Consider the following 19097-nt stretch of genomic DNA (forward strand, 5'->3'; position numbering starts at 1 on the left):
GGGCGACGCGCAGCGTCGAGCCCGGAATCCATTTCACCACGAAACCCGCGGCCTGATGGATTCCGGGCTCTCGCTTCGCGAGCCCCGGAATGACGACCATCGGGGAAATCGCCTCAGGCGCCGGGCACCTGGTCGAGGAAGCCGGTGATGCTCCTGATCCTTCCTTCCTTCAGCGTGGCGAAGTCGGTGCCCTTGATCGGGCTGTCGACGCCGTCGGGCCCGAGGCCCCAGGAGAAGCGGACATGGTCGCCGTAGCCGTTCGGCTCGCCGATCAGCTTGAAGGTGAAGTCCGGAAACTTCTGCTGCACGCCCGCGATCAGCGCGTCGACGCCGTCATGGCCATCGCCGCTCATCATTGGATCGACATAACGCGCGTCGGCGGTCCAGTTCTCGCTCAGCATCTCGCGCCGCCGGCTCGGCGTCCGCTCGTTCCAGAGCTCGATATAGTTGCGGGCGATGGTGGCATGGTCGGTCATGGTGCTCTCCTTCTGATGTGCCGGTCTGCGCGGCTGTCCGGACTATCGAAGGTTCGCGTGCGCCGATCGATTACCTCTGACGTCATGCGGCGCGTAACGGCTGCGCTGGTCACGGCCTGATATAGGCCTCCCGATCACCGCGCGCGTGCGTCTCCATCGCATCGAGGAAGCAGCGAACTTTTGCCGGGACAAATTGCCGCGCCGGCAACAGCGCGTGCACGTTGAGCGGCTCGCAGCCATGGTCCGGCAGCAGCCGCTTCAACTCGCCGGCCGCGACCGCGGCGCGGGTGTAGCTTGCGGTGACCCGCAGCACGCCATGGCCGGCGAGCGCCGCCTGCAGCCGGACATGGGCATTCGAAGAGGTGAGTCGCGCGCGATCCACCGCGAGATGCTCGACCGCGCCGCCGGGAGCTGTGATCGTCCATGGCGGATCGCTGGGGCCGGTCAACAACGGCAGTTTGCGCAATTCATCCAGCGTGCGCGGCTCGCCGAACTTCTCCAGCAGCGCCGGCGCGGCGAACAGGCCGCGTTCGAGCGTGAAGACGCGGCGGATCACGATGCCGGCCGACGGCAGCGGTGCCTCCAGCATCGCGAACACGATGTCGTAATTCTCGGCGATCGGACTAACGATGTCATGCTCGACGTCGATCCGGATCGCGAGGTCCGGATGACGGCCCATCACCGCGCAGGCGACCGGCCCCGCATGGTGCGCGCCGAATTCATACGGCGCCTTGATGCGCAGGGTACCTGCCACCGCGCTGGACATCGCCAGCGCCTCGCTATGGGTGTCGTGCAGGGCGGCGAACAGCGGGCGGACCTTGCGATAGATGGTCTCGCCGGAATCGGTCAGTCGCAGATGCCGCGTGGTCCGCTCGATCAGCCGCAGCCCGAGATTGGCCTCGAGACGTTGCACCGCAGCACTGAGGCTCGATTTGGGATGCCCAAGCACGCGTGCAGCGGCGGTGAAGCCGCCATGCTCGACAACCTCGCAAAACAGCTCCCAGTCGCGCCACTCCATGGCCGATTGTCCATCCAGCGGTACAGTGTGTCCAGCCAAATCGGATTATCCCGATGGCCGGGATCACCTAACCTGATTGCAAGCAAATTTGCATCGGGAGGGTGAGATGGCTGACGACGGAATTTTCCTGCGCAACGCCTGGTATGTGGCGGCGATGAATCACGAGCTGATCGACGGCAAGAAGCTGGCGCGCACCATCCTGGAGCGGCCGATCGTGATCTATCGCGGCGCCAGCGGAAAGGTGGTCGCGCTCGACGACCGTTGCTGCCATCGCGCCGCGCCGCTCTCGATGGGGCGCGTCGAGGGTGACGACATCAGGTGCATGTATCACGGCATGAAGTTCGCGGCCGACGGCAAGTGCATCCAGATCCCGGGCCAGGACGCGATCCCCGCCAAGCTCGGGGTACGCAGCTATCCGGTGGTCGAGCGCTACAACATGATCTTCATCTGGACTGGCGATGCCGAGAAGGCCGATCCGAAGCTGATCCTCGACTATCCCCCGCTCGAGGATCCCAAATGGCGCGGCCTGCCCGGCTACATGCACTACAAGGCCAATTGGCTCCTGATCGTGGACAACCTCAGCGATTTCGCGCATCTCGCCTTCGTGCACACCAACACGCTCGGCGGTTCCGAGGAATACGCCTACAAGACCAAACCGGTCGCGATAGAGAAACTCGACGACGGCTTCCGCGTCGAGCGCTGGCACATGGGCGCCGATGCGCCACCCTACCACAAGAAGGTGATCTCCAACCGCGACGACAAGGTCGATCGCCGCAATGTCGGCCGCATGATGGTGCCGGGCATCTTCACGCTCGACACCACGTTCGCGCCGGCGGGGCAGGGCGCGGAGAAGGGCGTCCAGGTTCCGGGCACGCGGTCATATCGCAATGCGCAGTTCATGACGCCGGAGACGCGCTCGTCGACGCACTTCTTCTGGAATTATCTGCACGATTTCGACATCGACAATCCGAACATCGCGCTGTCGCTGCGGCATTCCCTCGAGGAGGCCTTCAACGAGGACAAGGATTTCATCGAAGCGCAGCAGAAGGTGCTCGACGTCGATCCAAACTATCAGCTGCTTGCGATCGGCGCCGATGCGCCGCTGACCTATTTCCGCTGGCTGTTCGCACGCAGGCTCGATGCGGAGAAAGGCGCGGCGCGCGCCGCATAGTCGGTGGCGCGACGGTGTCACCGCCTGGGCGCAAGCCACGCCGCGATCGCGAAATCGTGACGTCCTGGCGTGGCTGCCGTCCAAGCGGGGTTGGCGTAAAGTAATCAGCGTGAATTCGTCGGTTCTTGATCCCGGTCAAGGTTTTTGCCTGCACCAGCCGGACTATCTTCGTTGCGATCAGATCGGTGAACCAGTTTGCACGAAAAAAGGGATCCATCGGAACGAAGTGAAGCCCCTAGCTGGGTGCAGTACCCTTGGTTATGGCCGTTTGAAGCCACGCGATTGGCGCTCGAAACCTACTCGCGGATGTATTCCGCTCGCGCGTCCGACCCCATGGATGCGCCCGGCGAAATGGCAACACTGCCTTGGACGACGCCCCATTCGGTGGCGCTGCAACTGCCATCGATGCGCCTGCTGGATTTCTCGAGAGCTGTCGAAGGGCCGCCACTGCTGGTCTGCGCGCCCTACGCGCTGCATCGCGCGAAGATAGCGGACCTTGCACCCGGCCACAGTCTGATGGAGGCGTTGCGGGCGGCGGGTATTGCGCGCCTCTATCTCACGGATTGGCGCTCGGCGGCACCGGAGATGCGATATTTCTCGATTGACACCTATCTGTCCGACCTCAACGTGGCCGTCGACACGATCGGGCCGCCCGTCGACCTTGCCGGTCTCTGTCAGGGTGGATGGCTGTCACTGCTCTATGCGGCGCGCTTTCCCGACAAGGTGCAGCGGCTGGTGCTGGCGGGCAGCCCTGTCGACGTCTCTGTGCCGTCGGAGCTGTCCAGAATGGTCGCATCGCTTCCGCAGCAAGGGTTCGAGGCACTGGTCCGTCAAGGGAACGGAATCGTCAGTGGCAAGCAGATGCTGCAGGTATGGAGCGCCCCACTCAGCATGGCAGATGTGGAAGCGGCGCTGCAGCGGCGGCTCGACGGCGAGTCGGAGGATGGACAGGACCTGCTCGATCGCTTCATGCGCTGGAACAGCGAGACGCTTGATTTGCCGGGCTCCTACTATCTCGAAGTGACCGACTGGATCTTTCGCCAGAACCGGATTGCGACCGGAGACTTTGTCGCGCTTGGCAGCAAGATTGACCTTGCCACGGTGAAGCTGCCCGTCTTCCTGCTCGCTGCGGAGAACGACATCGTTGTTCCGGCCGATCAGGCATTTGCGACATTGCGGCTCCTGGGTACGCCGCCCGCGTGGCTGCAATGCGACACCGAGCCGTGCAGTCACCTCGGGCTGTTCATGGGTTGCAGGGCTCTGGCCGGTCCGTGGCGCCGGATTGCCCGCTGGCTTCAGTCCGACCTCGGCGAGGCCGCGGGCGAGCGATTGCAGATCAGCGCCTGAGGTGCCAAATGAAATACCCCGGACTGCAGTTTGCAATCCGGGGCATCGGACTCCATTGCGATGATCCGCGTCGCGTTACTTCGCCGCGACGACCATGATCTCGACATTGTACTGCGGCGCCGCAAGCTTGGCTTCGACGGTGGCGCGGGCCGGGGTGTTACCTTGCGAGACCCAGCCATCCCACACCGCGTTCATCTCGGGGAACGTCTTCATGTCGGTGATGTAGATGGTCGCGCTGAGCAGCTTCGACTTGTCGGTGCCGGCCTTGGCGAGGTGGCCGTCGATGATCGACAGGATGTCCTTGGTCTGGTCGGTGACGCTGCCGCCCGCGGCCTTGCCGGCAACGACGCCGGCGAGATAGACGGTGTTGCCGTGCACGACGGCCTGGCTCATGCGCGGGCCGGTTTCGAAACGCTGAATGCTCATTTGGGTCTCCACTTGAATGGCGGGCACTGTCTATACTGCAACGGCGGTCGCCGCCACTGCGCATTTTGCAACCGCGCATCTCACGGAAAGCGAGCAAAGAACGCCCAGATCGTGTCGGCGCCGTCGATGTCGCCGTTTTGCGGCCCAAGCAGCGTCGCCGCCAACTTCGTAAAATGAGCATCCGGGAAGTGGCCGGGCATGCGATGGCCGCCGCCATTGACGCGGTACAGCACGACGTCACGTCCCTGCGGGCAGGCCGAGTCGATCCGCGTGACGGTCGATTGATCGGACGGGTTGCGGTCGGGCAGATCGGTGGTTGCGGCATCTTTGGCCTCGCAGCCATCGATGCGTCGCCAGAATTCCAGGGTGCGTTCGGTCGACCAGAACCCGTCGACGGCAAAATAGCTGCTGCCGCGCCCGCCTTGATAGGGGATCAGCGGGTCGACGGTGCCGTTCATCAGCAGCATAGGCACCGGACGCGCGGGCCGGCAGGCCCCCGCGGATTCATCGGTCAGGTTCATGACGACACTGGCCACTGCCGCGAACAGGTCGGCGCGTTCGCAGGCCAGCGTCATGGCCATCGCGCCGCCGTTGGAGATGCCGGTGACATAGATGCGCTTCGGATCGACGGTGCCGTCGGCCACGAGCTTTGCGATCAATTGGGTGATGAAGGCGACGTCGTCGGTGCCTTCCGGCGGTGGATTGCCGGCGCGGCGTGCGTCCGGCCGGGAGTCGGCCCAGGCATGGTTCAGCCCGTCGGGATAAACCGCTGCAAAGCCGTCGCGTCTGGCGATCAAAGGCCACGACGTCCGCGTGATCATGTCGGCACTGCTTTGGGTCTTGCCGTGCAGCACGATCACGAGCGGCGCCGGCTTGGCGGCCGGAGCCTGCAGCGTGAATGTTCGCGTCGTGCGGTTGACGACGAGCGAATCCGCAGCCGCCGGTACACTGCCCAACGCAAATGCGCCGGCCAGTACCAGCAAGCCGATTGGATATTGTCGCATCGCCAAAGAAACTCGCTCTGTTGCGGCGATTGCAGCACGCCGGCGAGACGGGTTCAACCGGTCTGTCGGGAGCGCGGCTTCACGATCCGGTCGGTGGCGCAGTATAGCCGCCGGCCCATGCGAACAGCGTCGGCTCGCGCAAGGGATCGGGGACCGGATCGCCAAATGCGACGTTCCAGCCAGCGCGCGAGTATGGCATCTACGAAGCACGCGAAGACGTTTGCGAGCTTGCGACGCCGGCATTCTCTTCGATGCAATTTGGGCATCGACCGACACAGGAAGAGGATTGAGCGGAGCGCGTCTGCGCAATACTTAGGTATTGACCTAAGTATTGTTCGCCGTTAGGTTCTCGCCCGAATTCTGGCGGCGGATGGAGAGAAGGCAATTGATGATTCCCCATGCAGGCGGCGGCGCTAAGCCGGTTTCGCCGGCGATCATTGATGGTGTCTTCCGGGCGCTCGCCGACCCTACGCGGCGCGACGTTTTGGGACGGTTAAGCGCACGTGCGTCGTCGGTTAGCGATCTCGCAGAATCCTACGACATGGCGCTGCCGTCCTTCGTTGCGCACCTCAAAGTGTTGGAACAGTGCGGGCTGGTTCGCTCTCACAAGGAAGGGCGGGTCAGAACTTACGAGATTGTGCCTGAGCGCATGAAGGTGGCTGAGAACTGGCTTGCACGGCAACGCACGTTGTGGGAGCGCCGCCTTGATCAACTTGATGATTACCTCATGAAGATGAAACAGGAGACGACGAAGTGACCGAATCCGTAATCAAGATCGATCCGAAGCTCGATTTAGTGCTTGAACGAGAGGTCGATGTGCCCGTTGAACTGATCTGGAAGGCATGGACTTCGCCCGAGCACCTGCGTCATTGGTTCGCGCCCAAGCCTTGGACGATCACGGCTTGCGATCTTGATGTGCGTCCCGGCGGTGCGATCAACTTCACCATGCGCGGGCCGGACGGTCAGGAATTCCCCAACACGCAATCATACCTTGAAGTCACGCCCTACGAGCGGCTCATCATGACCGATGCACTTCTCCCGGGCTATCGTCCTTCGCCACGTCCCTTCTTCACGGCCGTTTTGGAGCTCACGAAGAGAGGACCCAACGCCGCGCACTACAAGGCAATTGCGATCCACGGCAACGACGAGGCCCGCAAGAGCCATGAACAAATGGGATTCGAAACCGGCTGGGGAACTGTCGTGAAGCAGATGGTGGAGTACATCAAGGCGGGCCGCATGCAGTAACGCGCGCAGGCCACGCGCCTGCGCCGCAGGCGGGACTTCAGCCCCGCCCGCCATGCGCGTTGCGTTCCGTCTGGCGAGAGCGTCCCTTTGCAAAGAAGTGCTTCCAACTCGCTGAAGACATGATTGCGGATTTTCAATGGCCCGCTGTTGAGTCAGACGGAAGCGACGTTTGAGGTCCGCAACATGGCCGCGGTCGCTCTGTGGCCTCTTGCTGCGGCGGTTGCAGAACTCCGCAGCGGCCTGTGCGACAGGCATGGGGCAGATACTCATATTATTCGGAATACTAGAAGTATGCTCCTGAGTTGCCCGACGTGTCAAGTTGCCCGATCAAGTGCCGGCCGCCGCCGCTACTTTGCATGGGGTTGTTTTCGACATTTTGGCAGCGCGCCGCATCGACACGTTCTAGCCCACCGCCTTCGCCGCCGCGCGCCCGGCGTTGCGGCCCGAGAACAGGCAGCCGCCGAGGAACGTGCCCTCGAGCGAGCGATAGCCGTGCATGCCGCCGCCGCCGAATCCGGCGGCTTCGCCGGCCGCATAGAGCCCGCGGATGATCTGGTGATCATTGCCGAACACGCGCGAATCGAGGTCGGTCTCGAAGCCGCCGAGCGTCTTGCGGGTGAGGATGTTGAGCTTCACCGCGATCAGCGGGCCGTGCTCGGGATCGAGGATGCGGTGCGGCTTCGCGGTGCGGATCAGCCGGTCGCCGATATAGCGCCGCGCATTGTGCAGGTTCATCACCTGCGCATCCTTGACATAGGGGTTGGCGATCTCGCGGTCGCGCGCCTCGATCTGGGTCTTGATGGCGTCGAGACTCAAGAGGTCGTTGCCGGCGAGCTTGTTCATGGCATCGACAAGCTCGGTGAGATTGTCGCGCACGATGAAGTCGGCGCCGTGCTGCTTGAAGGCTTCGACCGGCGCCGGCGCGCCCTTGTTGGTGGCGCGCTTGATCGTCATGCGCCAGCTTTTGCCGGTGAGGTCGGGGTTCTGCTCCGAGCCCGACAGCGCGAACTCCTTCTTGATGATGCTCTGGGTCAGGATGAACCACGAATAATCGTAGCCGGTGCCCATGATGTAGTGCAGCTGCCCGAGCGTGTCGGAGCCCGGGAACAGCGGCGCCGGCAGCCGCTTGCCGGTGGCGTCGAACCACAGCGACGAGGGCCCCGGCAGGATCCGGATGCCATGACGCGGCCAGATCGGGTTCCAGTTCCGGATGCCCTCGACGTAATGCCACATGCGGTCGCGATTGATCAGCCGGCCGCCCGCCTGCTCGGTGATCCCTATCATGCGGCCGTCGACATGCTCGGGCACGCCGGAGATCATGAACTTCGGGGGATCGCCGAGCCGCTTCGGCCAATTCTGCCGCACCAGGTCATGATTGCCGCCGATGCCGCCGGAGGCGACGATCACCGCCTGCGCGCGTAGCGAAAAATCGCCGACGACGTTGCGCGAGGAACTCTTGCCGCGTTCGACGCCTGACGGTTCCAGGATCGCGCCGCTGACGCCGTCGACCGTGCCGTTGCTGATGTTGAGTGCATCGACGCGATGGCGGAACTTGAACACCAGTTGTCCGTTCCCGGCGGCCTCGCGCGCGCGGCGCTCGAACGGTTCGACGATGCCGGGGCCGGTGCCCCAGGTGACATGGAAGCGCGGCACCGAATTGCCGTGGCCCATCGCATCGTAACCGCCGCGCTCGGCCCAGCCGACCACCGGGAAAATGCGGTGGCCCATCGCGCGCAGCCAGTCGCGCTTCTCGCCCGCCGCGAACGCGACATAGGCTTCGGCCCATTTGCGCGGCCAGTGATCCTCCTCCCGATCGAAACCGGCGGTGCCCATCCAGTCCTGCAGCGCCAGTTCGGCGGAATCCTTGATGCCGAGCCGGCGCTGTTCCGGCGAATCGACCAGGAACAATCCGCCGAACGACCAGAACGCCTGGCCGCCGATGCTCTGTTCGCCTTCCTGGTCGAGCACGATGACGCGCTTGCCCGCATCGGCGATCTCGGTTGCGGCGACCAGGCCGGCAAGGCCGGCGCCGATCACGATCACATCTGCATCGTCAGCCATTTTGATGTTCCCCGTCCCGCCGGAATTGAAGACCGCGTCGTTGTGTGCGGTCAACGGCAAATGGACCTTGCCTGTGGCGGCGAAGCACCAAATGGTTGCGGCAAGCTGTTCCAGTTTGGGACCTTTCCACGCGCCACTGCAGCGTGGGCGCAACACCCAATTTGAATTTGTTTTGACCGGCTTCGCTCGTCTGGACAAAAATCGACTCTCGCAACACGCTCACGCTTGTCTTGCATCACAGACCAACAGATTCGGTTTTCGACTGGGGCTGGCCAACATGAAGTTGATGACGGGGTTGCTCGCTGCGGTTCTTCTGCTGGCGGGAATGGGGGCGTCTCAAGCAGTGGTCAGGATCGCCGACGATCGTGGCGGCAAGATCGGCGTCTACGTCGACAAATATCAGGACCTGCGCACATCCGGTGAGACGGTGATCATCGACGGGCTGTGCGCCTCGGCCTGCACCATCGTGCTCGGCAAGGTCCCGCATGACCGTATCTGTGTGACCTCACACGCCAGTCTCGGCTTCCATGCCGCCTGGGACTACGGTGACAACGGTCGCCCGGTCCCCAATCCCGAAGCCACCCATATGCTGTACCTGATGTACCCACCCGCGGTGCGCAAATGGATCACGGGCCGCGGTGGCCTGACCCGGCGCATGATCTTCCTGCAAGGCAAGCAACTGCAGGCGCTGTACAAGCCGTGCTATCTCAACGCCCAGGCCTCGGCGCCCAAACCGGCTGAGCCCGCGCGCTGAGCAGCTGATCCCGGCGAACGCCATTCTCGGCATAGGCGGGCAAGACGACGTCGAGCGCCGGACATCGCCTCGCTATCATTTGACGGCGTGCGACGGCCATGGCGCTTGCTGCCTGGAGGAACCCGGCTTATTTCAACCGCATGGTTCAGCCGATCTCCACCCGATCCGAGCTCGTGACGGCTCCGCAGGGCCGGGTGGCGTCTGCAATCCTGTGGGGCGCTGCCGCAATCGGCGGATTGGCCTTGCTCGCCGCTGCCGCGCTCTGGTTCCACTACGGGACCGCGGTGTTTTTCGAAATGATCACGGCCGGCATCGCCGCCTGCTTCTGACAAGGACGCCCTCACATCATGCCCCGGACCACGCGCCCATTGGTGATCTTCGCTGCCTTCGCGGGCAGTCTGGCGGTCGGCCTGTTCCTCATGTTGTGGGCGGTCGGCGGCTTGCGCACCGTCGCCGCGCCCGCCGCGATCGGCGGCCCGTTCCAGCTCACCGACCAGGCCGGCCAGACCGTCACCGACAAGAACCTGCAGGGCAAGCCGACGCTGATCTTCTTCGGCTTCACCCACTGCCCGGACATCTGCCCGACCTCGCTGTTCGAGATCTCGGAGGTTCTGAAGGCGATGGGCAAGGACGCCGACCGCGTGAACGCCTATTTCGTCTCGGTCGACCCGGAACGCGACACCGCGACTGCGATGAAAGACTACCTTTCGAGCTTCGATCCGCACCTCAAGGGCCTGACCGGCGATCCCGCCGCGATCGCCAAAGTGCTGTCGAGCTACCGGGTCTACGCCAAGAAGGTGCCGCTGAAGGATGGCGACTACACGATGGATCACACCGCGCTGATCTATCTGATGGACCGCGATGGCCATTTCGTCGCGCCGTTCAACCTGAAACGGACGCCGGAAGAGGCGGCGACCGATCTCAAACGGTATCTCTGATCGCCGATTCCGGCTCGGAATTAACCCAATCGGCGCTCGCATCGGGCGCCGGATGGTCTATAAGCCGTTCAATTTCCTGAAATTGCCGGTTATGCCCAATTTGTCTGCCCAGCCCTTTGCCGTCCGCTCGCGCCAGCGTCGCCTGGCTGCGGGATTGATGGCGGCCGTCGTGCTGGCCATCGCGGGGCCGGCGCTTGCGCAGACGCCTCAGGCACCGCAAGCGCCCAAGGCCGCTCCCGCACAGGCTGTGCCCGCACCGCCTCCGGCGGCCGCGGCCGCCCCGTCGGCTCCGAACCAGCCGCCGAAGGCGGCCGAGGCCGCGCCGCAAGCGGTGCCGGGCTTCTGGGACCCGCGGCGGCGGCCGGATCGGCCGGACCTGTCGCGCCTCACCGTGATCCGCTTCCTGACCGAGACCGACTATCCGCCGTTCAACTTCACCGGGCCTGACGGCAATCCGGCCGGCTTCAACGTCGACCTCGCGCGTGCGCTGTGCGACGAGATCAAGGTCACCTGCACCATCCAGATGCGTCGCTTCGAGACCCTGATCGATGCGCTCGCCACCAACCGCGGCGATGCCATCATCGCGTCGATGGCGGTGACGCCGCAGCTGCGCGCCAAGGTCGATTTCACGGATCCCTATTACCGTGCGCCGGCGCGCTTCGTGTCGCGCCGCGACAACGTGATGCCGGAAATCCGTCCCGAGTATCTCGAGGGCAAGAAGGTCGGCGTCATCGCCGGCACCTCGCACGAGGCCTACCTCAAGGCGATGTTCACCGACGCCGAGATCCATTCCTATCCGGATAACGACGCGCTGCGCGCGGCACTGCGCCGCGGCGAGGTCGATTTCATCTTTGGCGATGCGATCTCGCTCGCGTTCTGGATCAACGGCACTGATTCCGCCGAATGTTGCGCATTTTCCGGCGGTCCGTTCGTCGAGAGTCGCTATTTCGGCGAGGGCGTCGGCATCGCCGTGCGCAAGGGCAACGATCTGCTCCGGCAGTCGCTGAACTGGGCGCTGTTCCGGATCTGGGAAAAAGGCCGCTACACCGATCTGTGGCTGCGCTATTTCTCGATCAGCCCGTTCTGACGCTGTGGTCTTCACCTCGCCCCGCTTGCGGGGCGAGGTAGCGCAGTTTTGCATTTTGCCGCGAAAGCGTTAGTTTTCGCGGCCGTTTTGGAGAAAGCCTGAAGAAATGTCCGTGATTGATCTTGCTGCCAGCCCGAGCGACCTGCGCGCGCTCGCCGAACAATCCAACGCCTGGCCGTTCGAGCAGGCGAAAGCGATTGTGGCGCGGCTGAAGAAAAATCCCAAGGACGAGGTGCTGTTCGAGACCGGCTACGGCCCGTCAGGCCTGCCGCATATTGGCACTTTCGGCGAGGTCGCGCGCACCACGATGGTGCGCCATGCCTTCCGCGTGCTCACCGAGGACAAGATCAAGACCCGCCTGCTCGCCTTCTCCGACGACATGGATGGCTTGCGCAAGGTGCCGGACAACGTGCCGAACAAGGAGTTGCTGGCCCAGCATCTCGGCAAGCCGCTGACCAAGGTGCCCGATCCGTTCGGCACCCATCCGAGCTTCGGCCAGCACAACAATGCGCGGCTGCGCGCCTTCCTCGATCAGTTCGGCTTCGACTACGAGTTCGCGAGCTCGACCGAGTATTACACCTCCGGCCGGTTCGATGCCGCGCTGCTGCGCATGCTGGAGCGGATCGAGAAGGTGATGGCGATCATGCTGCCGTCGCTGCGTGAGGAACGGGCGGCGAGCTACTCGCCATTCCTGCCGATCTGTCCGCGCACCGGCCTCGTGCTCTACGTCCCGGTGACCGCGCACGACGCCAAGGCTGGCACCATCTCCTATGAAGATCCCGAGACCAAGGAGAGCGTCACCGTTCCCGTCACCGGCGGCCGCTGCAAGCTGCAATGGAAGCCGGACTGGGCGATGCGCTGGTATGCGCTCGGCGTCGACTATGAAATGGCCGGCAAGGATCTGATCGATTCGGTGAAGCTGTCTGCCAAGATCTGTTCGGCGCTCGGCGGCACGCCGCCCGAGGGCTTCAACTACGAGCTGTTCCTCGACGAGAAGGGCCAGAAGATCTCGAAGTCGAAGGGCAATGGACTGACGATCGACGAATGGCTGCGTTACGCCTCGCCGGAATCGCTGTCGCTGTTCATGTATCGCGAGCCGAAGGCGGCGAAGCGGCTGTATTTCGACGTCATCCCGCGCAATGTCGACGACTACCAGCAGTTCCTCGACGGCTTCACGCGGCAGGAGCCACGGCAGCAGCTGCAGAATCCGGTCTGGCACATCCATTCCGGCAAGCCGCCGCAGGCCGACATGCCCGTCACCTTCCAGCTCCTGCTGACGCTGGTGTCGTCGTCGAACGCGGAGAATGCCGAGACGCTGTGGGGCTTCATCGGCCGCTATCGGCCGGGCGTGACGCCGCAGACCCATCCCAAACTCGACGCGATGGTCGGCTACGCCATCAACTACTATCGCGACTTCGTGGCGCCGACCAAGCAGTTCCGCGAGCCGACCGAGGGTGAGCGCGCCGCGCTGCAGGACCTGCGCGATGCGCTCGCCAACATGCCGGTGGATGCAAGCGCGGAAGACATCCAGAACGTGGTCTACGAGATCGGCCGCCGCGAACCGTTCCTCGACATGGTCAAGAAGGGCAAGGACGGTCGTCCCGGCGTATCGCTCGACTGGTTCAACATGCTCTACCAGGTGCTGCTCGGCCAGGAGAAGGGCCCGCGGTTCGGTTCCTTCGTCGCGGTCTACGGCGTGCAGAACGCGGTCAACATGATCGACGGCGCGCTGGCGCGGTCGTCGTAGGGATTGCAGGCCGATCCGCGCTCGGCCGGCAATCGGCGCGCCTGGCCTTGATCCGATGCACGAGCTACCCGAACGCGGAGGCGCGATCAGGGAGCTCGGTCACGGCCAGGCACATTACTTCTGCTTGTCGCCGACGCCCTTGGCGGCTTGCTCGATGACCTTGGCGACGGCTTCCGGCTTCGAGACATAGATGGCGTGGCTGCCGGCCTGATCGACGGTCTTGGCGCCGGCGCGCTTGGCCATCATCCGCTGCGCGTCCACCGGAATCATCTTGTCGTTGGTCGCCACCAGGTACCAGCTCGGCTTGCTCTTCCATGCCGGCACGGTGATCTCGCCGTTCAAGGCCGCGACACCCCACGGCACCTGCGAGTCGGCCATGAAGGCGGCGACATCGGGCTTCACGTCGGCCGCGAACGACGCCCCGAACTTCGCCCGGTCGAGCGACAGGAAGCCGTCCTTCGGCGGCAGGATCGGCGGCACCGGCGCGCCGGGAGGCGGGTTGGCGATCAGCTTGCCGACCGATTCGCCCTGATCGGGCGCGAAGGCGGTGATGTAGACCAGACCGGCGACCTTCGGATCGGTGCCCGCCTCGGTGACCACGACGCCGCCATAGGAATGGCCGACCAGGATGACGTTTCCATCGGCCGCCGCAATCGCGCGCTTGGTGACGGCAACGTCGTCCGCCAGCGTGCTGGTCGGGTTCTGGACGATGCTGACCTTGTAGCCATCCTTCTTCAGGATCTTGTAGACGCCTTCCCATCCCGAACCATCGACGAAGCCGCCGTGGACGAGGACGACCGACTTGACGGGGGCCGTTTCGGCCTGAGCAGCAGGGATCGTGGCGGTGGCGAGGCCCAGCGACGCTGCGGCGGCGAGCAATTTGGTGACGACAGACATTGAAGTTCTCCTGATATCTATTTCGCGATAATCATTATCGCGATAAATGTTAGGTAGCGCATCTCGATTTGCTTGTCCAGATATTTTTTATCGCGATAATGATTTTTGTGATATGGTACGCCAGTAACGATCGAAAGGGTGCCCTCAATGTCGGCCTCGGGACCAATTCCGCTGGATAGCCAGCTCTGCTTCTCTCTTTATGGAACGACCATCGCGATCAACCGCGCCTACAAGCCGCTGCTCGACGGCCTCGGCATCACCTATCCGCAGTACCTCGTGCTCAGCGTGCTCTGGGAAAAGGACGGACAGATGATTTCCGCCATCGCCGACCGGCTTGCGCTCGAGCCCAGCACTATCACGCCGCTGGTCAAGCGACTCGAAAACGCCGGCTTCGTGGTGCGCCGGCGCAGCGCGGAGGATGAACGACAGGTCGGTGTCCATCTGACCGACAGCGGCAAGGCGATGCAATCCCGGACCGGCTGCCTCACGGATACGTTGCTCGAACGGTCGGGCTTGACGGTCGAGGAGTTGATCTCGCTCAACAAGCGCATCCAGGCACTGCGCGCGGCGCTGACCGAGTCCATGGCCGACGAGCGCGGATAAGGTTCAGCGCTCGGGGCTACCTTGTGCGCATCGATTTGCCGTTCGGATTTGCTGCAAAGAACGTCGCCCGGATGGGGTGCCTGAAATCCAAGCCGTGTTCATCACCGTGTGGCCTGCGCCGCGTCGCGCAGGCCGTCGCTGGTGGCGCGCAGCAACGTCAGCAACAGGCCATTGAGCGGCGTCGGCACGCCATGCCGTTCACCGGCCGCGATGATCGCGCCGGTAAGCGCGTCGGCTTCGAACGGGCGTCCTGCGACACGATCGAAATACATCGAGGTGCCGGCGTCGGGCGGATAGGTCAGCAGCGTCGTCAGCATCAATTCGGGCTCGTCGGGTGCGAGTTGCGCGCCGTCGGCGCGGCCAACACGCGCGGCCTCCTCGAGAATGGCAAGGCACAGCGCCTTGACGTCCTCGCGGCGGAATACGGCTTGCCGCAGCAGGGTGAGCGCGGTGATCGGGTTGGCGACGGCGTTGAGCAGAAGCTTGCGCCAGGCGAGCGTGGTGAAATCGGCGGAGCGCCGCACGCGCATCGCGGTGCCATCCAGCAGAGCTTCGAATGCGCGCCCGTCCGCGTCATCGGCGACCGCGAATTCATGCTCGCCCGCGCGGCGGAAGCGGACGCGATCCGGCGCCAGCCGTTCGCCATTGTAGTAGACGATGGTGGGAACGACGGTGGCGGCGCCGACCAACGGTGCCAGCCGCTCGGCATGCCCGATGCCATTCTGCAGCACCGCCACGCGCGTCTGTGGCCTGCACAGCCTTTCCAGCCATGGCGCACTCGATTCGGAGTCCTGTGCTTTGGTCGACAGCAACACCCAGTCGACCGGCATGGCAGCGGCCGGGTCGGTGAGCGCGCGCAGCGGCACCTCTATTGTGGCTTCGGCGCGCTCGACCGTCAGGCGGTCGAGCGGCCGCCGGACGCAGGCGATCACATCGTGATTGTCGACCGACCTCAGCAGGCCGGCGATGATGCCGCCGATGCTGCCGAGGCCAACGATGGCGATGGTCTTGCGACCGGATGGTCCTGTCATGGTGTGACTCTGGGTCGGCGAAGCAGCATCGTAATCCGGATGGAACGACGCGAAATGCGGGGCCACGGCGCTTCGCGCAATGACGACCGGGCCATTTACAGCGGCTCGCCCTTCTTGGTCGTGAACTTGTATGCGCCGTCCGCGCCGAGCACGGCATGCATGTCCATGTCGGGATAGCTGATCTCGTCGCCGGCGGTGCGGTCGCCGACCACCAGCAGCTTGACGTCCCTGTCGGTGCGGTTGACGAAGCGGTGCGCGCCGCCGGTGCCCGCCGGGAAGCCGGCGCACATGCCTGCTGTCAGCACCTGCGCGCCGCCATCGGTCTCCAGCACCACCTCGCCGTCCAGCACGTAGACGAATTCATCCTGACGCGAATGGGCATGGCGAAACGACGATTGGCCGCCCGGAATGATCCGCGTCAAAACGACGCCGAAATTGGTCAGGCCGGCATGATCGCCGAGCCGGCGGTTGTAACGCATCTGGTTGGCCGCGCGGTGTGGCGGCGGAATGCTGGTCGAATTGCTCTCGGCCACCGTATAGGGATCGAATGCCGGCGGTCTTGGCCTGGTTTCATCGTTCATTTGCAATCGGTCCGAACCTGCTTGCCTTACGATGTATCATCACATGATTACGGCGAGCCCGCAAAATGCGGATGGCAGGCATCGGCAAATTCACCGGTGGTCGCGGATGCTCGACCGCAAGGAGCCGGATTACGCGACGTAAGGGCCTCGGACGGCCTCCCGAATCGGACCAATCCAGCCAATGTTGATGTGTCAGCTATGTCTCCGAACACCCGTCAGTGATCTGTCCGGGCCAAACAGAAGCCGGGCGATGACAGTTGTGGATGAGGACGGAGCTTCGCATTCTCGCGACGACGCTGGTGACGAGGTGAGCGATCTGCCCAACTACTGGCTTGCCCACACCACGCGCGCGATCCACGTGACTTCCTCGGCATCGAGCATGCGGTCGGGATGCTCCGGGTTGAGCGATGCGAGCTCCAGCACCTTGCCGGTGCGGCGCTTCAGTTCCTTCACCATCACCTCGCCGCCGGTGGTGCGCACCACGACGCGGTCGCCGCGGCGGATCGCCGTCGCGGGTGACACCACGATGATGTCGCCTTCGCGATAGGCCGGCTTCATCGAGTCGCCCTCGATCTCCAGCGCATAGGCGTGCTCGTCGGTTGTCCCTGGCAGCGCCACTTCGTCCCAGCCCTTGCCGGCGGGAAAGCCGGAGTCGTCGAAATAGCCGCCGGCACCGGCCTGCGCGAACCCGATCAGCGGCACCGACTGCCCGCCGCGTGGACCATCGCCGAGCAACTGCACGAAGGTCTCCATGCTGGCATTGCTCGCGGCCAGCGCCTTGGAGAGCGATTCGGTCGAAGGCCAGCGCTCGCGGCCGTCGCCGGTCACGCGCTTGGACTTGTTGAAGGTGGTGGGATCGAGACCGGACTGCTTGGCAAGGCCGGACGGCGAAAGGCCGGCGCGTTCGGCGAGCCGGTCGAGCGCGGCCCAGACCTGTGCGTGGGTCAGCGGTCGCGCGGCTTTGGACTGTTTGGCCATCGAGGATACCCCGGATGGTAGGAATTATTACCTGAAACCTGGCGTTTCCGCAAATCTGCCGTCGGATGTGCCCTGGCACCGCTTGAGTTGCGACGCCGCCGCCGATACGGTCCCTCGCGCGCCAAATGGCGTCTGGGGCATTTCCCCTCAAATCCGGATAAACCCCAAGAGACTCAAGGACAAAAGGGAAGGCCGGGCTGTGCCCATGATCTACAAAATCACTCCCGCTTCGGCCTGGCGCGAAGCCGAGCGGCAGGGCGTCTACCGGGGCAGTGCGGACGACAATCGCGACGGCTTCATCCATTTTTCCACCGCCTCCCAGGTGGCCGAGACCGCGCGCAAGCACTACCACGGGCAAACCGGCCTGTTCCTGGTCGCGGTCGATGCCGATGCGCTCGGCGACGCCTTGCGCTGGGAACGCTCGCGCAATGACGAGCTGTTTCCGCATCTCTACGGCGAGCTCGACCTCGGCGCGGTCACTGAGATCCTCAATCTGCACGCGCGCTCCGACGGCGGCCACGACGTTCCGGAGCTCAAGCCGTGATCCGTGCCTTCGATGCCTTCTCGCTGCCGCTGCTGCGCTGGTTCGATCCCGAAGATGCCCATCGCATGGCGATCCAGGGCTTGAAGCTGCTGCCGCCGATCCGGCAGCGGGTGGATGATCCGAAGCTTGCGGTGCGCGCCTTCGGGCTGAACTTTCCGAACCCGATCGGCATGGCGGCGGGTTTCGACAAGAGCGCCGAGGTGCCCGACGCGCTGCTGCGGCTTGGTTTCGGCTTTGTCGAGATCGGCTCGGTGACACCGAAGCCGCAAGCCGGCAACCCGCGGCCGCGGCTGTTTCGCCTCGAGCGCGACGAGGCCGTCATCAACCGCATGGGCTTCAACAATGACGGCGCGGAAGCCGTGCTGCGCCGGCTCGCCGCGCGCGCCGGTGGCGGCGGCATCGTCGGGGTCAATGTCGGGGCCAACAAGGATTCGACCGACCGTGTCGCCGATTATGTGAAGCTGATCGAGACCTTTGCCCCGGTCGCGAGCTATTTCACCGTCAACGTCTCCTCGCCGAATACGCCGGGCCTGCGCAATCTGCAGCAATCGGCGGCGCTCGACGATTTGCTGGCGCGGGTGATCGATACCCGCGAGCGGGTCCGCAAGAACGCCGGCGACTCGCCAGTGCTGCTGAAGATCGCGCCGGACCTGAGCCTCGCCGAGCTCGACGATGTCGTGCACATCGCCCGCTCGCGGCGTGTCGACGGCATGATCGTCGCCAACACCACGCTGGCGCGTTCCTCGACCCTGCGCGAGGAGAACCGCGCCAAGGAGCAGGGCGGCCTTTCGGGCCGTCCGCTGTTCCGGCTGTCGACGCGAATGGTGGCCGAGACCTATGTCCGCGTCGAAGGTGCATTTCCGTTGATCGGCGTCGGCGGCATCGATAGCGGCGGCGCCGCGCTGACCAAGATCCGCGCCGGGGCCAGCCTGATCCAGCTCTATTCCTCGCTGGTCTACAAGGGCATCGGCCTGGTCGACGACATCAAGCGCGATCTGTCCTCGACCCTGCTGCGCACGGGGCGCGACTCGCTGTCTGAAATCGTCGGCGCCGATGCCGCGACGATTACGGCCGAGGATTGGCCGGTGAGGTAGGGACCTGTAGCCCGGATGAAGCGCAGCGCAATCCGGGACAATCTTACCGCGGCATAGGTCCCCGGATTGCGCTGCGCTCCATCCGGGCTACGGAG

At 64.3% G+C, this 19097-nt stretch carries 21 protein-coding genes; 12 read left to right on the plus strand and 9 right to left on the minus strand.

Features of this window, described 5'->3' with window-relative positions; translation table 11 throughout:
• Window positions 1-113: 113 nt before the first annotated feature.
• Window positions 114-476: a nuclear transport factor 2 family protein gene (locus ACVISU_RS25150; RefSeq protein WP_456708689.1), complete on the minus strand. Its 363-nt coding sequence runs from the start codon at window positions 474-476 to the stop codon at window positions 114-116.
• Window positions 477-585: 109 nt separating this feature from the next.
• Window positions 586-1494 carry a LysR family transcriptional regulator gene (locus ACVISU_RS25155; protein ID WP_456708690.1) on the minus strand — a complete coding sequence of 303 codons (909 nt, stop codon included), beginning with the start codon at window positions 1492-1494 and terminating at the stop codon, window positions 586-588.
• 106 nt (window positions 1495-1600) lie between these two features.
• Here ACVISU_RS25155 and ACVISU_RS25160 point away from each other — a divergent pair, with 106 nt between their 5' ends.
• Window positions 1601-2665 (plus strand): aromatic ring-hydroxylating dioxygenase subunit alpha, encoded by a 1065-nt coding sequence (locus ACVISU_RS25160; RefSeq protein WP_456708691.1) that lies wholly within the window; start codon window positions 1601-1603, stop codon window positions 2663-2665.
• Between the two features lie 351 nt (window positions 2666-3016).
• Entirely contained in the window at window positions 3017-4012 is a 996-nt protein-coding gene (locus ACVISU_RS25165; protein WP_456710893.1) for an alpha/beta fold hydrolase, read from the plus strand.
• A gap of 75 nt (window positions 4013-4087) precedes the next feature.
• Here ACVISU_RS25165 and ACVISU_RS25170 read toward each other — a convergent pair whose 3' ends face one another.
• The gene (locus tag ACVISU_RS25170; protein ID WP_028334578.1) at window positions 4088-4438 is read right to left on the minus strand and encodes a RidA family protein; all 351 of its coding nucleotides are present in this window, start codon (window positions 4436-4438) and stop codon (window positions 4088-4090) included.
• Window positions 4439-4518: 80 nt separating this feature from the next.
• Complete coding sequence (locus ACVISU_RS25175; RefSeq protein ID WP_456708692.1) at window positions 4519-5685, minus strand: alpha/beta hydrolase family esterase; 1167 nt, start codon at window positions 5683-5685, stop codon at window positions 4519-4521.
• Between the two features lie 145 nt (window positions 5686-5830).
• On the opposite strand from ACVISU_RS25175, the gene ACVISU_RS25180 reads away from it, so the two are divergent.
• Together ACVISU_RS25180 and ACVISU_RS25185 are read left to right on the plus strand one after the other, a co-directional pair.
• A complete protein-coding gene (locus ACVISU_RS25180; protein WP_050406350.1) occupies window positions 5831-6199 on the plus strand; it encodes an ArsR/SmtB family transcription factor in 369 nt (122 codons plus the stop codon).
• Entirely contained in the window at window positions 6196-6687 is a 492-nt protein-coding gene (locus ACVISU_RS25185; RefSeq protein ID WP_456708693.1) for an SRPBCC family protein, read from the plus strand. The genes ACVISU_RS25180 and ACVISU_RS25185 overlap by 4 nt, the downstream gene beginning before the upstream one ends.
• Window positions 6688-7089: 402 nt before the next feature.
• On the opposite strand, the gene ACVISU_RS25190 is transcribed toward ACVISU_RS25185, so the two are convergent.
• On the minus strand, window positions 7090-8748 hold the full coding sequence (locus tag ACVISU_RS25190; RefSeq protein WP_456708694.1) for an FAD-binding dehydrogenase: 1659 nt from the start codon (window positions 8746-8748) through the stop codon (window positions 7090-7092).
• 277 nt (window positions 8749-9025) lie between these two features.
• Between ACVISU_RS25190 and ACVISU_RS25195 the strand changes: the two genes are divergently transcribed.
• From ACVISU_RS25195 to ACVISU_RS25215, 5 genes are all read left to right on the plus strand, one after another.
• Window positions 9026-9502, plus strand: coding sequence for a hypothetical protein (locus ACVISU_RS25195; protein WP_050406286.1), 477 nt, complete (start codon window positions 9026-9028; stop codon window positions 9500-9502).
• Between the two features lie 98 nt (window positions 9503-9600).
• Entirely contained in the window at window positions 9601-9831 is a 231-nt protein-coding gene (locus tag ACVISU_RS25200; RefSeq protein WP_456708695.1) for a hypothetical protein, read from the plus strand.
• Window positions 9832-9849: 18 nt separating this feature from the next.
• Window positions 9850-10440: an SCO family protein gene (locus ACVISU_RS25205; RefSeq protein WP_050406287.1), complete on the plus strand. Its 591-nt coding sequence runs from the start codon at window positions 9850-9852 to the stop codon at window positions 10438-10440.
• 157 nt (window positions 10441-10597) lie between these two features.
• Window positions 10598-11527, plus strand: coding sequence for a transporter substrate-binding domain-containing protein (locus tag ACVISU_RS25210; protein ID WP_430641536.1), 930 nt, complete (start codon window positions 10598-10600; stop codon window positions 11525-11527).
• Window positions 11528-11633: 106 nt separating this feature from the next.
• Window positions 11634-13274 (plus strand): lysine--tRNA ligase, encoded by a 1641-nt coding sequence (locus ACVISU_RS25215; protein WP_050406288.1) that lies wholly within the window; start codon window positions 11634-11636, stop codon window positions 13272-13274.
• Window positions 13275-13388: 114 nt separating this feature from the next.
• Here ACVISU_RS25215 and ACVISU_RS25220 read toward each other — a convergent pair whose 3' ends face one another.
• A complete protein-coding gene (locus tag ACVISU_RS25220; RefSeq protein ID WP_456708696.1) occupies window positions 13389-14171 on the minus strand; it encodes an alpha/beta fold hydrolase in 783 nt (260 codons plus the stop codon).
• A 147-nt stretch (window positions 14172-14318) separates the two neighbouring features.
• Between ACVISU_RS25220 and ACVISU_RS25225 the strand changes: the two genes are divergently transcribed.
• Complete coding sequence (locus ACVISU_RS25225; RefSeq protein WP_050406289.1) at window positions 14319-14774, plus strand: MarR family winged helix-turn-helix transcriptional regulator; 456 nt, start codon at window positions 14319-14321, stop codon at window positions 14772-14774.
• A gap of 101 nt (window positions 14775-14875) precedes the next feature.
• Here the strand turns inward: ACVISU_RS25225 and ACVISU_RS25230 are convergent, their stop codons facing one another.
• The 3 genes from ACVISU_RS25230 to ACVISU_RS25240 form a co-directional block, all read right to left on the minus strand.
• A complete protein-coding gene (locus tag ACVISU_RS25230; RefSeq protein WP_456708697.1) occupies window positions 14876-15805 on the minus strand; it encodes a 2-dehydropantoate 2-reductase in 930 nt (309 codons plus the stop codon).
• A 95-nt stretch (window positions 15806-15900) separates the two neighbouring features.
• A complete protein-coding gene (locus ACVISU_RS25235) occupies window positions 15901-16386 on the minus strand; it encodes a cupin domain-containing protein (RefSeq protein WP_456708698.1) in 486 nt (161 codons plus the stop codon).
• Between the two features lie 324 nt (window positions 16387-16710).
• On the minus strand, window positions 16711-17364 hold the full coding sequence (locus tag ACVISU_RS25240) for a S24 family peptidase (RefSeq protein WP_456708699.1): 654 nt from the start codon (window positions 17362-17364) through the stop codon (window positions 16711-16713).
• Between the two features lie 199 nt (window positions 17365-17563).
• Here ACVISU_RS25240 and ACVISU_RS25245 point away from each other — a divergent pair, with 199 nt between their 5' ends.
• Both ACVISU_RS25245 and ACVISU_RS25250 read left to right on the plus strand, forming a co-directional pair.
• Window positions 17564-17908 (plus strand): DUF952 domain-containing protein, encoded by a 345-nt coding sequence (locus ACVISU_RS25245; protein ID WP_172803509.1) that lies wholly within the window; start codon window positions 17564-17566, stop codon window positions 17906-17908.
• Window positions 17905-19002 (plus strand): quinone-dependent dihydroorotate dehydrogenase, encoded by a 1098-nt coding sequence (locus ACVISU_RS25250; protein ID WP_456708700.1) that lies wholly within the window; start codon window positions 17905-17907, stop codon window positions 19000-19002. The genes ACVISU_RS25245 and ACVISU_RS25250 overlap by 4 nt, the downstream gene beginning before the upstream one ends.
• Window positions 19003-19097: the final 95 nt, after the last annotated feature.

The organism is Bradyrhizobium sp. USDA 4452, assembly GCF_054063575.1.